Here is a 14255-nt window from a genome sequence, read left to right on the forward strand (position 1 = left end):
ATTTCAGGCAGAGCTACTGGAAGATTAGTCTAAGTGTTTAGCTGTTGCTATCGACATCAGTTTCAACATCCTATGTACTATTCACGCACATCTAGGAATATGCAAAATAAGAATTTCAAGCTAATCTACGAAGATAATCTGTAAATAATAGACGATTCAAAGTTTAAAAGCGAACTATTATAAATATAAAAATAGAGTATATGCATAACGAAAGCCTTTCCATTAAGGCGTAATAGTCCGTTAAGGAAGTGTTGAAAAATGGGTGAACTAAAATGGATTTGTCCGAAATGTGGCAGTGAAGAGACCGTTGTTTTACAACCAGCTGAAAAGGACGGGTTGCTGGAATTTGAGTACGAAGGTAAAACCCACAGGTCTCCGACCACTAAAAAAGATGATATCATGCTCCTTTGTACTACTTGCCGTCACAGGGAAATCATCAAGGAGTACAAATACCAAGAAGCCTGCATAAAATCACAGAGATCAAAAACCGGAAACGGCTGCTGTATGACGGCAGAGATCATTGCAACAGGTGTTGCTATTGGGATAGTTGCAGGTTCTATTGCTACATTACTCATTGTTGGATTTTTTGGTCTTCTCCTTGGTGCGTGATAAGGTGGACAAACTAAAACGGATACCAAAGTCCCATTTGTATTCTACTTATAATTACCACAATCATGGTAATAACCGGATGCATAGAAGAAAAACCAGCGGTAGAAAAATCGGATGATTATAAGCCAGAATTCAGTAACCGTACGCTTATGACGCATGCAAATAATACAGCAGCAGCACAAAAAAGCTATGAAACTGTTGGAAAAAAGTTTAATGCTGCACTGGCAGATGTTGAGGATGCAGGGGATGTATACAATCTAGATCCGACACCTGAGAATGCAAATGAGCTGAATAGAAAAATACACATATTGAGATCTGTGGCGATTGATATGCAGGTCGAAGAGAAAGCATATGATGCTCAACTCACAACGATGTCCAATTATCTAGATGATAACAGGGAAGAACTCAATGCTATTACGAAACATTCTACATTAATGGAAATCAATTGATCATCAAATCCCGCGCACAGATTGAAGCTAATCACAATACGATCGAGAAAGCCCTTGCAACAGAACCTGTGGAGTATTAACATGTACATCAGGTATATTTTTGAAATAATTTTCGATTTTATCGCGAACTATCAAAAAAAGCTCCAAGAGAAGTAGACCTATTTTTTACTAAGGCTGAAATTCAGCTGGTATTACTAGTACTGCGATTCCGAAGTATACTCACAAAACTTGACTTTTGAATACATTCACAGATAACGAATTTTTTCATTAAATTAGGAATTTATTTTGGAGTCGATGCACTAGGAATGAGGCGCAAACCCGGGCAGAACTCATCGATCCGAAGCTGATTGAAAGTGGCTGGAGTGTAGTAGAAGGTTCAAAAATCCTTCGGGAATACCATCTAACTTTAGGTAGAATTCAGACCGGTGGGAAACTCGCTAAACCGCTCATAGCTGATTATGTACTTGTGTATAAAGACCGCAAAATTGCGGTTATCGAAGCCAAAAGCGACAAACTTGAAGTGGGCGAAGGTGTGGCTCAGGCCAAAAACTATGCCGAAAAAATGCACATCGAAACGACCTTTGCTGCCAATGGCAGGGAAATTTACCAGATATGCATGAAAACCGGCGCAGAAGGATTAATTGACAATTTCCCAACGCCTGATGAATTATGGAACAGGACATTCGCCACTCAAAACCATTGGCGTGAAACCTTTTCTCATGTCCCGTTTGAAAATATGGGCGGCACAAAGGCTGTGCGTTACTATCAGGAAATTGCGGTCAATAATACCATGGCTGCCATTGCCGAAGAAAAACAGCGTATCCTGCTCACCCTAGCAACCGGCACGGGAAAAACCTTCATCGCTTTTCAGATAGCATGGAAACTTTTTCAGACGCGGTGGAACCTGAAGCGTGATGGTAAACGCAGGCCGAGGATTTTGTTCCTGGCAGATAGAAACATACTCGCTGACCAGGCTTTTAATGCCTTTTCAGCCTTTCCTGAAGATGCACTGGTGCGTATCAGCCCTAAAGAGATCAGCAAAAAAGGGAGTGTGCCGACCAACGGCAGCATATTCTTCACCATCTTTCAGACATTCATGAGCGGCCCGGAAAACACGCCGTATTTTGGTGCGTATCCTGCGGATTATTTTGATTTTATTGTCATCGATGAGTGCCACCGGGGCGGCGCAAATGATGAAGGTAACTGGCGCAGCATCATGGAATACTTTTCTCCGGCAGTCCAGCTTGGTTTAACCGCGACGCCCAAACGCAATGACAATGTGGATACCTACAAATACTTCGGCGAGCCGGTATACATCTACTCACTTAAAGAAGGCATTAACGATGGTTTTCTCACGCCTTTTAAAGTAAAACGGATAAAAACCACATTAGATGACTATATTTATACTACGGATGATCAGGTCATTGAGGGCGAAGTTGAAGCAGGGAAAATCTATACTGAAGCTGATTTCAATCGAATCATCGAAATAAGAGAACGTGAAGCCAAGCGGGTAAAGATCTTTCTTTCTGAAATCGACCAGAAAGAAAAGGCTATCGTCTTCTGTGCCACCCAGATTCATGCAATGGCAGTTCGGGAGCTGGTCAATCAATATAAAACAAGCAGGGAGCCGAACTACTGCGTTCGTGTTACTGCAAATGATGGTTCACTTGGCGAACAGTATTTACGTGAATTTCAGGACAACGAAAACACGGTCCCAACGATTCTCACCACTTCACAAAAGCTTTCCACTGGTGTTGATGCCAGAAACATCCGAAATATAATTCTCATGCGTCCCATAAACTCCATGATTGAGTTTAAGCAGATAATTGGACGCGGAACACGGCTTTTCGATGGAAAAGAATATTTTACCATTTACGATTTTGTAGATGCATACCACCATTTTGCCGATCCGGAATGGGATGGTGAGCCGATTGAGCCTGAGTCTAAACCTGAGCTGCCGAAAAAAGTAAAAGATCCGAAAGAACCCTACATTTCGTCGAGAGAGGACGAAAAAGAGGCAAAGAAAAAACTGAAAATAAAGCTGCGTGACGGAAAAGAGCGTGAGATTCAACACATGATTTCCACCTCTTTCTGGAGTGCAGACGGCAAACCGATTTCAGCACAGGAGTTTTTACAAAACCTGTTCGGCATTTTGCCAGAATTTTTCAAGGATGAAAATGAGCTTCGTATAATCTGGTCTAATCCGGTGACGCGGAGTGCATTCCTTGAAAAACTTGCCAAAGCAGGATACGGTATGGATGAGCTTACAACATTACAAAAACTTATTGATGCTGAAAAAAGTGATTTGTTTGATGTACTGGAGTACGTCTCTTTTGCCCTGCAGCCAGTCACAAGGGAAACGCGGGTAAACAGGGCTCAATCAAGAATTTTCGAAGGATTAAATGAGAAGCAAAAAGAGTTTCTGGATTTTGTCCTCTCGAAATATATAGAAACAGGTGTTGGAGAACTCGGCCCGGAAAAATTGCCAGGGCTTCTTGAACTCAAATACCATACAATAAGCGATGCTAAGGCAGTCTTGGGCGGGATTGCCAAAACAAGAGAACTATTTGTTGGATTTCAAGAATACCTTTACGCACCGGTTGTTGCATAATCTGATGCAGGGTAAATGCGAAATTAACTGCAAGGAAAATCAATTTCTCAGTAAAATATATCTCATCCGCCACCAATCACAATGAATATGCCTCCAGGAAAGAATAATAAGGTCTCGGAGGAGGGTGCCAGAGGCAAAACTCCTTCCAAACTATACACTATGGTCGTCCACTTGATGGGAGGGCCTATGTGTGACGAGTTCGAGGGTCTGATTATTTCCCGCACCATCCAGATCCGGGGGGAGCAAACTTTAGAAGACCTCCATGAAGCCATCTTCAGGGCATTTGACCGCTTCGACGAATATCTCTATGAGTTTTTACTTGGCGTGGGTCCGGATGACAGGTCTGCTGTCTATTCCCTGCCAGCGGACGTAGAGTTTCCGGGCCTGGAAGAGGAAATGGCAGGAGACGTCCGCACTACAACTATTGATTCCTTGGGCCTGGAAGTGGGCCGAGCTTTCGGCTACCGCTTCGATTTCGGAGACGACTGGCTACACCAGATAGATGTCACAGCAATTGAGGATTATTCGGGAAAAGGAAAATATCCGAAGATCACAAAGAAAGTGAGAAAAAGCCCTCCGCAGTACCCTGATGGGGACGATGAATAAGGAATGGTTTCTTTGAATAACCTTTGAAATAGCTTTTGATACAGAATAATTACTGCCGGGCTTGAGTCAAAAAAGTTTAGGGATTCTTTTGGTAACCCCATATATTAAGAGAGATATCAACCATCAGTTCAGTCAGGGATTTTTCGCTCTTGATAAGAGAGAGGGAATAGATTACATCGCAGATGATAATACCTTTTACCGCAATCCCCCAGTCTATAAGAACTTCAACAGGATCTTTGTCGCCTATCTCAACGCCTTTGAAACGGCAAAAAAATTCAGCTACAGCTTTGTAATACTCGTTTTTAAAATCCATATTTTTGACTTCGTCCACGATCTCGCTGTCGAGCAGTGCAGTCATAATCAAGGCTTTTGTCAAAGAGCTGTTGTCTTTCCAGTATTGCTGCATATTGTTTATTACGTTTCTTATGTAGCCAGGGAAATCATTAAAATTGACATTTTCGGGCTTTTTTGTCATCAATAGCTCATCCGTGTATTGATAACTGATCTCCTTAAGGATGTCAAACTTGCCTCCCGGGAAGTATTTATAAATCAGCCCTATACTCACACCGCCAGCCTCAGCTATATCCCGGATAGTCACATTTTCATAACCTTTTGTCTCTATCAGCTTACATGTGGCATCCTGAATAGAGCTAATCTTCGCCTTTTTGTCCCGTTTGATGCTTTTCTGATCGTCCTGAACAGTCTTTTTAGCTGGCATATGAAATCACCTATGTGAACATTGTTCAAAAGCTTTATTACTAAGTTGTATGTATTAACATCTCTTAAGTGAACATTGTTCATGAGCGTTATTACCTACGTTCCGCATTTTTGGCGCATAAAAGTCCCCTGATGTTGAATTATGCGCTTAAAATATAAGCACATAATTTTTTGGACTGAATTTCAAAATCGGCATCACAATTGAGATTATATATTTGTAATAATGCTTTATGAGCTTAAAATATGGGAACTAAGGATGTTTACAATGACAATTAAAGCAGTAAAATCCAAGAATGAACTCATGGTCAGTCCTGCGATTAAAGCTTTCAGCAATAATTGAAAGATGTAAAACTAGTGTATCGATTCAAAAATGAATCCATAATTGAAGGAAAAAATTAATTGATCAATGGATAGGTTTTATAGTTCATGTTTTGGAACGTATTTTGGAATCGAAACACTAGTACATCGATTCCATATATCCTTAATAAACCACGGATAAACACACATGAACACAGATGAACACAGATAATTTCAATTCGTGTTTATTCATGTCCATCTGTGTCCATCTGTGGTTCTTTTATGGGAAACCCATTGACCTGTGTTGATTTCAAAATCCAATTTTATTTCCATAATTTGGAATCGATGCACCAGTAAAGAAGAGGGCTCTGAAGAATTGCTCAAAATCATCGGAGATTATTATCAGCAAATGATTTCATTAGATTTAATTTTTAAAAATCTTGTTGAATTTACAGAAAAAATTCAAAACGAGGTGAGTAAAAAATGAATCCGAAGACAAGACAAACATATTTGCTTTTATTAGTTTTTGCAATTATTTTAACAGGAATTTCTATTGTTGAAGCAGAAATTTCTAGTTATGCGTGCGTAAACGCAGAGGTTCAGGAAATAAGACCCAGTTCAATAGGTATCGATGAAGAATTCACCCTGGGAATTAATCTTGAGAGCTGCGGTACTAAAACTCCTGAAGATATTACTTTTGAGATAATCAGCATCCCTCCAGATATAATAGTTACAGAAAATTTGGTTACTAATGTTTCAAAATTAACTTATAGTACAAGTGAAAGGTACCTGATATATCACATGCGAACAACCCCCGATGCTAAACCTGGTCCTCATCTTCTAAAAATGAAATTAACATATGCAAATAAGCCCGTTGATACAGAAAAATATTATGAAGTTGAAATAAGGGTGATAGGCGAAGATGCAGAGCCAAGAATCTCTTCTGTCAAAACCAATCCTGAATACATCTATGAGGGAGATACAGTTGACTTAAGTTTAGGCATAGAAAATTTTGGTGACACAATTGCAAAATCTGTAGTAGTTAGTATGGATCATGAGTTTAAAGGAATTAAAACTTCTACAATTGGAACTCTTGGCTTAAATGCAAGTCAAACTGCATTATTCAAGTTTAAGGCAAACAAGTCAGGGGAGTTTGAAATCCCTGTCATTATAGAGTATGAAGATGATTTTGGTAAGCAAAAAAATGCATATGCCATTAAAATAACTGTGCTTGATAAAAAAGGAAGCTTGAATCTTGCATCTGTAAAGGTAGATCCTGTCCTTCCTTACATGGGTGATACTGTAGAATTGACTATGAGAATCGAAAACTCTGGTGACAGATCAATAAATTCAATAAGAGTCTATGCTGACCATCCATTCAAAGGATTAAAAGAATCCTTTATAGGAACTCTTGATCCAAATGAAGATGGGCCTGCAGTAATTACTTTTTTAGTTGATCAAGCAGGAGAATACGAAATCCCTGTAACCATAACGTATGGTGATGATTTTGGTGAAGAACAAATTGAAACGAAAATTAATCTTATAGTCCTGGAAAGTAATAATAGAGCAGGAACAGCTGCAATTGTATTGCTTATTCTGGCAGTTATTGGGGGACTAATTTACACTAATTATAGAACAAAAAAGTCAAAAGATGAGATAATTAAGCAGTTAATGGAAGGCAGCGGTGACTCTGCTAACAACGAAAAATAATGAGAGGTCTTCAACATGATCAACGATATCAGAGTGGGGGGCCTCATTGCATACTGCAGTGTAAAAAGAGGAAACAAAAAAACACTAATGTTCATAGTTTTTGTTCTCTCACTCATTTTTATGAACTTAGTATTCCTTCCATCAATGATAGGGGGAATGACTGTTCTATTTACCGGATTTATGCAAGACTACCCTTACGGGGATATTGTCATTGAACCATCAGGTGACAACACCTATATTAACAATGCTGATAACGTTTTGCAGAAAGTCAGAGCGGTCGAAGGTGTGAGAGCTGCAACAAAACGACTGGACGCTGGAGCATCTATTGAGCATAAGCAGAAAGTTGTAGGGGCAACTATTACAGGATTGCTTCCCACAGAAGAGTATGATATTTCACAATACCCATACATTATCAGTGAAGGAGATTTCTTAGGAGAGCTTTCCAGGGATGAGATTATCATTGGTGCTATGATCGCAGGTACAGGTTTTGGATCAGAAATATATGATAACCTGGGTGAAGTAAGACCAGGATCTCTTGTTGACGTAACATACAGCAATGGCGTAAAGAGGACCTATAAAGTCAAAGGCATCATGGAAGGCTCATTTGAACTTGTTGATCTTAATGCCCTGGTACATTACAAAGAAATTGAAGAAGTTTATGGTTTAGAAGAGAGTAAAGCTACCAGTGTAGTCGTAAGGATTGACAAGCAAGGAAGTGAAGAACAGGTACAGGATAAAATTAGAGAAGCTGGGGTGAATGAGCAAATCTTCACATGGGCTGATAAATCCGAAACTCTCATAAAGCAAGCAATGCAAAGCATGGGTGCTATAAATATTATGTCAAAGTTTGTGAGTTTGATCGTAGGTGCAGCACTGGTACTTATCATTATCTATATCAACGTACTTAATAGGAAAAAAGAGATAGGTATTTTAAAAGCAGTAGGCATTACTCCAGGATCAATAGTATTGTCCTATGCATTCCTTAGCATGTTCTATGTTTCTTTAGGAATACTCGCAGGATTGACTTTATACTTTTCACTTATGCTTTACTTCCAGGCAAATCCAGTAACATTCTACGAAACCATGGAAATAAGACCCCAGATAGATCCCATGCTGCTTATTCAAAGCATAGTTACCATGCTTACGCTATCAGTAATAGCCGGGACACTCCCTGCCTGGAGTGTATCAAAAGAGAGCATACTCAAAGCTATATGGGGACGATAAAAAATGATCATAGTGAAAAACCTGAAAAGATATTATGGGACTGGGGAAACTGCTGTCAAGGCTCTCAAGGGCGTTTCGTTTGAAATAAATAAAGGGGAATTTGTAGCGATAATGGGTGCATCTGGAAGTGGAAAAACGACTCTGTTAAGGATATTGGCATTGTTAGACGACGCAACAGATGGGGAATATACCATTCGGGGATTACAGGTTTCCAGCTTGCCTGAAGCAGAAAGAAGCTATTATAGGCTAACGCAAGTCGGTTATGTCTTTCAGGATTATGCACTCATTAATGAAATGAGTGCTGCGGAAAATGTTTATATCCTTTCCATGATGGAAGGAAAATCAAGGAAGGAATCTTATGAAACTGCTCTTGAAGCATTAGATAAGGTTGGTCTGAAAGGGAAACATAACAGGGTTCCTGATGAATTATCTGGTGGAGAAAAGCAAAGAGTGGCAATCGCAAGAGCCATAGCAAAAAAGCCTGACATATTGTTTGCTGACGAGCCATGCGCAAACCTGGACACTAACAACTCAAAACAAGTACTGGAGGTGTTCAAAGAATTGAATGAAAAATATGGCCAAACAATTGTAATGGTAACACATGAACCGTGGCATACTGAGTATGTTGATAGAGTAATTACTCTCGAGGATGGCAACCTGGTTAACGATGAGAAAAAAAAAGAGGTAAAGAATAACCCCTACGTTCCGCATTTTTAGGCGCATAAAGGTCCCCTGGTATTGAATTATACACTTAAAATATAAGCACATAATTTTTTGGGCTGAATTTCAAAATCGGCATCAATTGAGATTATATCTTTGTAATAATGCTTAATATGCGCTTAAAATTTGGGAACTAAGGTTGTTAATAAGCTGTATTCAGTAAATCTAGTAAGATTTATGCATAGCCCAGAAAATAATTAAAAATCTTTGAGATCAAAACAATCTATTTGTCATCAAATCGGGGAAAAAAACCATGAAAGCCGTGCTTTTCGTACTCTTTTTGTTTTTTACACCGATCCTCCCGGCCTCTGCAGCGGATACCTCCCAGATTGAGAGAGCAGGTCAAGCCCGCATAGCCGAGCATTTACACTTATTATCATAGCCTCTTTTGGTGTGGTAAGTGCCCTGAACCTTTCGGTTATTGGAGCAACAGGCCAGATCGGTATGCTCCGCGCTATGGGTGCCTCTGCCTCAAGCATCCAGAGGATATTCATTCTCCAGAGTGGAATCCTCGGCCTTATGGGCACCCTTGCCGGTACTTTTGCAGGAGTCCTTATAGCTCTGACAATAGGCCAGTATGAAGTCCCGTCAGTTCAAAATCTGACCTCTATGGCGGTATGCCCTTTATCCCGGTTGTTGTACGGGCTCAGAATATTGTATTCATTATTGTCGCTGTGTTTCTGCTGAACCTTTTACTCGTGAGGTCTACGGTGTCCATACTTTCGGGTAAAGGTAGCAAGGTTAATTTTTCGGGCTATTTAACAGCTTACAAACGGCTTTTTTTCCTGTTTACAAAGCCGCATGATTGTGTCTTTTCCGGTAATGACTGCGACGGGCAGTCCCCCTGGCGGTTGCAACCATTGACCGGTTAAAAAGAGATTATCCAGACCTTTAATCCGTCCGGTGTGGGCCATCATTTTTCCCCGAATGGTCGGTAAAAACGGCATGAATGCTCCCCTATAGGCATTGCAATACCGTTCGTAAGTTTTCGGCGTGGCGACATCAAGGACTTTGATTTTTCCTTTCATCCGGGGAAAACGCGTTTCAATTGCCCGGAGGATCTCTTTGCCTATTCTTTCTTTTTCCCGTTGATAGGCCTCGGGATCCCGGGCGAGAGCATCCCAGGCTTCGTAATCTGCATGGAACTGGTTGATGCTGCAGGTGATCAGAGTGTGGCCTTCTGGAGCAAATGCCGGCTCATGCCGGTAGTGCGTCATTGTTAAACGGTTTATAGGTGATTCATGGATCTCAAATGGGGGCATCGGAAAGGACAGGCTCCGTGGAAGGGTTCCGATTGTGCCTTCATAGCCTAACGCCACCAGAATTTGTGAGGCAAGTGGATAATCTGTTGGGTTACTATATCGCTTTTGGAATTCGCGATCCGGGTACTTGCCTTTAAGTAACCGCTCATAAAGTACGTGCGCATCGCATGCTGCAATGATATAATCGGCTTCAAAGATTTTGCCGTTGTGACAGATGACGCGATGGACTTTGTTGTGATCTATGGTCAGCTCAACGGCTTCACACGGAGCTTCAATAGCTCCACCCAGGGCAAGGTAACGCTCAACCATGCGCATTGCCAGCGCCTTAGAGCCACCATAGGGAATGGAGGCCTGGCCTTTGGTAAAGGCCGCGAGCGCAAAGAAAATAAATGAGGCGCTATAGCCTTCCGGTAAAAATGAAGCAAGAGCAGCCTGAAGCGCCGGATGCTTAAAGGTACTGGCGTAGTCCTTTAAGCTGATCTTACCATATTTTCGCATAACTGTTCCCGCATCTTTCAATGAAATCATCAACCGGAATCTTTGCATAAACGTCATCAAGTCCTCAGGTTTTTCAACGGGTGTTTCATACGATTGCAGCTTCTTGATCGCCTGGCAAAAATCTTCAATAACATCTTTATCTTCCGGTGATAGTTCAAGCCAGCTGTACTTAAGCCGGTCAAGATCGCGATAAAGATGTACCATAACGCCGTCGTGCTCAAAAGCCAAAAAACTCTCTGGATGGAAAATCTTAACCCCTTCCAGTGCGCCAACAGTGACCCAAAGGTCATGAATCGGTGTTCCTACTTTTGTCCCAACCAGCCAGTGGATGCATCCATCGATGTGATAGCCTTCTCGATTCCAGCCGGTACATTCCCCGCCTAAATTGTGATTTTTCTCCAGGATAACGCTTTCAAATCCGTTCTTTTGGGCAAAGATTCCAGCGCTCAATCCGGCGATACCCCCACCTATAATAGTTATTTTCTTCATGGCTCCGTCCCCTTTTGTTTTATTTGTTGTATTAGCAGGAGATCCTTCCCCATTTCCATAAGTAGCGTTTCAGCGGCCTGGTCATCAAGCGAGGACAGATGACCATTGGCGATCATGACCGACATCCCCGTTTGAAAGATCCGCATTTTTAAAAGCAGGCGCTTGCGTTCATCATACGTCAAACCACTCATGCTTTCATCTTCAGCCAGTGCTTCAACCATAGTGTCCTGAATGGTTTCATACGAAGTCATGTATGGATTTTGCTGCATTACCAGTTCACGAAAAAAGACCGGGTATTCCCGCGCAAACACTAAACTGGCTTTCCCGATGTTTTCAAAAAGATGCTGTCCTTTTTGTTTTGCCAGCAGTTCATCCGAAAGGGCAAAAACACGCTCGACCACAGCCTTAACCAAATCATCAATTGTCCCGAAATTGAGATAGATCGGCGCAACCGAGCAACGAAGGCGTTTCGCCACGCTGCGCGCGGTGATGCCGGCAAATCCTTCTTCTTTTGCGATGGCAAAAGCGGCTTCTACAATGGCTTCTTTGTCATATTTTGTTTTGGGTGGCATACAGACCCCAATTGAATAACATATGTTATATAACATGTGTTATTCAATGATAAAATATATTGTCAAGAGAAAAAAACGGGGAATGTTATCAAATGATTAAAATAACGAAAAAGGAAGGGAAAAACAGACCGGGTATATACGTAACCCGGCAGAAATCCACGCAGATATTTCCAGGACGGGCGAAAGGCCGCCAGGACACTGGTTAGGTAAACATTTTACAGGCACAGGAGATGATGTGTTTTTTTCCATCTGGATAAAGAAATATGGGAGTTCTCTTAAATCCGGAAGAAGGAGAAAGATAGTTTCATTCAGTCCCTTTATTCTTATTTTTAAGTTTATCAAGCAAAGATGACACTCTTTCTTTAGCTGCTTCTGTCTCCTGAACATCTCTGTTAATGCTGAGATTCAGGATATCACCCTCTTTGCTCTCCGGAGGCAGTAAAAAAAGAGGGATACTGAGTTTTATTGACTCCTCTTCCCTTAAAAGCAGCACCACGGTACTGCCTTCTATCCTGTCGAGAGTAACTTTGAAATTTCCCATCGTCACCTCTCCAGTACAGCCACCAGCTTTCCGCTGCTGTCATAGAGAGACGCCGTGTCCCCATCGTTGTTCCAGATAGGGTTTCCTGATCCCCAGTATATTTCAGTAGCTGTATCCATACCCTTTCCTGTATATAGAATTACAGTGGCCTGAGAATCCAGTGTGTAAGACGTAAAGGTGTAGGTATGTTTGCTGCCTTCATCTTCAATCTTCCAGCCTTTTAACGAAACAGGAGAGGACCCTTTGTTTGTGATCTCTACCCATTCATCCTGCAGGCTCAGGTCGCTAACATAGACGACTGATTCTGCGGAACTGAATATTCCACTCGCTTCGTCTTCTTCGGGTTCGGAATCTTCTAATCCAGCTTCTTTTGACTTGGTTCCTTCTGGTGCGGTTTCAGTCATCATCAAAGAACTGTCAGCCCCGCTTTCAGCAGGCTCGGTTCTGGTCACTCCACCTCCAGATTCGGTTTTCTGAGCAGTTACTGTATAAGTAGATCCGTCTGTTGTAACTACAATTGAGCCGTCAAGATCGGTTCTGTAAACCATGGAAGCTTTCTGTAACCTTTCAATAACTTCTGTATGGGGATGCCCGTAGTCATTACCTGAGCCTACCTCGATTACGCTTATTTCGGGACTTACAGCAGAAATAAAGGTTTCTCCACTGCCGGACCCGCTGGCATGGTGCCCGACTTTGAGAATATCAGAGTCTAGGTCGTGCCCGGAGTCTATGAGTTTTTCTTCAGTCTCAAGCCCCGCATCACCCATAAGCAGGAATGAAACCTCCCCGTAGATTACTTTAAGGACCACGGAGTTTTCGTTCGGTTCATCGGAGTATTCGGGGCCTGGATTCAAAACTTCCACATCAACAGCAGGGTCAAATTCTATTTCTTCTCCTTTTTCAGCTACATCAAAAGGAATATCTTTCTCATCAATGGTGATCAGCATGTTTTCATATGTTTTTGAGGTGTGCGGAAAGCCACTGTCAATGAAAAGCCCAACCTGGAAGCTGTTGAGTACCTCACCCATGCCGCCTATATGGTCCGAATGAGGGTGAGTTGCAACAACATAATCAATGCTGGAGATGTCATTTTCGTGAAGATATGCTGAAACCCCTGACCCCTGGTTTCTTTCGCCTGCATCTATGAGCATAGCTTTTCCATTATATTTCAAGAGAATCGAATCTCCCTGGCCAACATCGAGAAAATGAACCGTCAGGTTTTCATCAGCCGGGTTTTCACCTGCAGCAGGACTGTTGTCTGCAAGATTATCATGTGCAGGATTATCATCTGCAAGATTATCATCTGCAAGATTATCATCTGCAAGCCCGGTATCCTTAGAATCACTTTCTGCAAGCCCGCTGTCCTGACCTGATGCTGTTCCTTCAGCCCGAACCTGAGCCTCAATCAGGTCTGTTTCTCCTACCTGCGGTGTGGTTTGCTGGGGCTCTTCAGCGAGCGGAACGTCCTTTATTCCTAAGTTTATTACAGCGATAATTATTAAAACAAATATTAAACCGAAAATCCAGCGCGATAATCCGCTTCCGAATGTTTTTCCTGATTTCGTCAATTCGATCACACCATATTTTTAGCTAAACAATATAAGTGGATTTTATATTAAACTGCCTTTTTATATTCCACTTACACTTTCAAAATTAGGGTTATTTGCCAAAAATGTGCGATTATTTGCGACAGTGTATCTCAGGAATTCTGTTGCGGGTAAGCCACCAGGGTACACCATAAACAGGATTAAGGGCAAAATTCTATATCGGGGATTGACCCATATGAGAATTCAAAAACTAAGGAAATAAAAAATTATAGTCTGTCAAGTTAAGTCCAGGAAGGTAGTTTCGATAAGCTGGTAAGCTTGATAGTTGGAAAACCGTTAACTCCGCCTTCTCTATATGCTCCTTATTATAAATGGTCGATTATGGGGACGGTTAAAAGTTATA

At 41.6% G+C, this 14255-nt stretch carries 13 protein-coding genes; 8 read left to right on the plus strand and 5 right to left on the minus strand.

Translation table 11 applies throughout. The features are described from left to right. Positions 1-258 precede the first annotated feature (258 nt). From FXV91_RS18460 to FXV91_RS18475, 4 genes are all read left to right on the plus strand, one after another. Entirely contained in the window at positions 259-609 is a 351-nt protein-coding gene (locus FXV91_RS18460; RefSeq protein WP_229392260.1) for a hypothetical protein, read from the plus strand. 65 nt (positions 610-674) lie between these two features. Beyond that, positions 675-1058 (plus strand): hypothetical protein, encoded by a 384-nt coding sequence (locus FXV91_RS18465; protein WP_229392261.1) that lies wholly within the window; start codon positions 675-677, stop codon positions 1056-1058. Positions 1059-1524: 466 nt separating this feature from the next. Beyond that, the gene (locus FXV91_RS18470; protein WP_229392262.1) at positions 1525-3669 is read left to right on the plus strand and encodes a type I restriction endonuclease subunit R; all 2145 of its coding nucleotides are present in this window, start codon (positions 1525-1527) and stop codon (positions 3667-3669) included. An 87-nt stretch (positions 3670-3756) separates the two neighbouring features. Further along, positions 3757-4275: a plasmid pRiA4b ORF-3 family protein gene (locus FXV91_RS18475; RefSeq protein ID WP_229392263.1), complete on the plus strand. Its 519-nt coding sequence runs from the start codon at positions 3757-3759 to the stop codon at positions 4273-4275. 76 nt (positions 4276-4351) lie between these two features. Here FXV91_RS18475 and FXV91_RS18480 read toward each other — a convergent pair whose 3' ends face one another. Then, positions 4352-4993 (minus strand): TetR/AcrR family transcriptional regulator, encoded by a 642-nt coding sequence (locus tag FXV91_RS18480; protein WP_229392264.1) that lies wholly within the window; start codon positions 4991-4993, stop codon positions 4352-4354. Between the two features lie 779 nt (positions 4994-5772). Here FXV91_RS18480 and FXV91_RS18485 point away from each other — a divergent pair. From FXV91_RS18485 to FXV91_RS18500, 4 genes are all read left to right on the plus strand, one after another. Beyond that, the gene (locus FXV91_RS18485) at positions 5773-6999 is read left to right on the plus strand and encodes a COG1361 S-layer family protein (RefSeq protein ID WP_229392265.1); all 1227 of its coding nucleotides are present in this window, start codon (positions 5773-5775) and stop codon (positions 6997-6999) included. Between the two features lie 15 nt (positions 7000-7014). Next, positions 7015-8223: an FtsX-like permease family protein gene (locus FXV91_RS18490; RefSeq protein ID WP_229392266.1), complete on the plus strand. Its 1209-nt coding sequence runs from the start codon at positions 7015-7017 to the stop codon at positions 8221-8223. A gap of 3 nt (positions 8224-8226) precedes the next feature. Continuing rightward, entirely contained in the window at positions 8227-8940 is a 714-nt protein-coding gene (locus FXV91_RS18495) for an ABC transporter ATP-binding protein (RefSeq protein ID WP_229392267.1), read from the plus strand. Between the two features lie 396 nt (positions 8941-9336). After that, complete coding sequence (locus FXV91_RS18500) at positions 9337-9630, plus strand: FtsX-like permease family protein (RefSeq protein ID WP_229392268.1); 294 nt, start codon at positions 9337-9339, stop codon at positions 9628-9630. A gap of 71 nt (positions 9631-9701) precedes the next feature. On the opposite strand, the gene FXV91_RS18505 is transcribed toward FXV91_RS18500, so the two are convergent. The 4 genes from FXV91_RS18505 to FXV91_RS18520 all read right to left on the minus strand — a co-directional run bounded on the left by FXV91_RS18505 (position 9702) and on the right by FXV91_RS18520 (position 13873). Further along, the gene (locus FXV91_RS18505; protein WP_229392269.1) at positions 9702-11192 is read right to left on the minus strand and encodes an FAD-dependent oxidoreductase; all 1491 of its coding nucleotides are present in this window, start codon (positions 11190-11192) and stop codon (positions 9702-9704) included. Then, a complete protein-coding gene (locus FXV91_RS18510; RefSeq protein ID WP_229392270.1) occupies positions 11189-11764 on the minus strand; it encodes a helix-turn-helix domain-containing protein in 576 nt (191 codons plus the stop codon). Before FXV91_RS18510 ends, FXV91_RS18505 begins: the two co-directional genes overlap by 4 nt. Before the next feature lie 304 nt (positions 11765-12068). Then, on the minus strand, positions 12069-12305 hold the full coding sequence (locus FXV91_RS18515) for a DUF3006 domain-containing protein (RefSeq protein ID WP_229392271.1): 237 nt from the start codon (positions 12303-12305) through the stop codon (positions 12069-12071). 2 nt (positions 12306-12307) lie between these two features. Then, positions 12308-13873, minus strand: coding sequence for a lamin tail domain-containing protein (locus FXV91_RS18520; protein WP_229392272.1), 1566 nt, complete (start codon positions 13871-13873; stop codon positions 12308-12310). Positions 13874-14255: the final 382 nt, after the last annotated feature.

The organism is Methanosarcina sp. DH2 (genome assembly GCF_020804225.1).
GTDB lineage: Archaea > Halobacteriota > Methanosarcinia > Methanosarcinales > Methanosarcinaceae > Methanosarcina.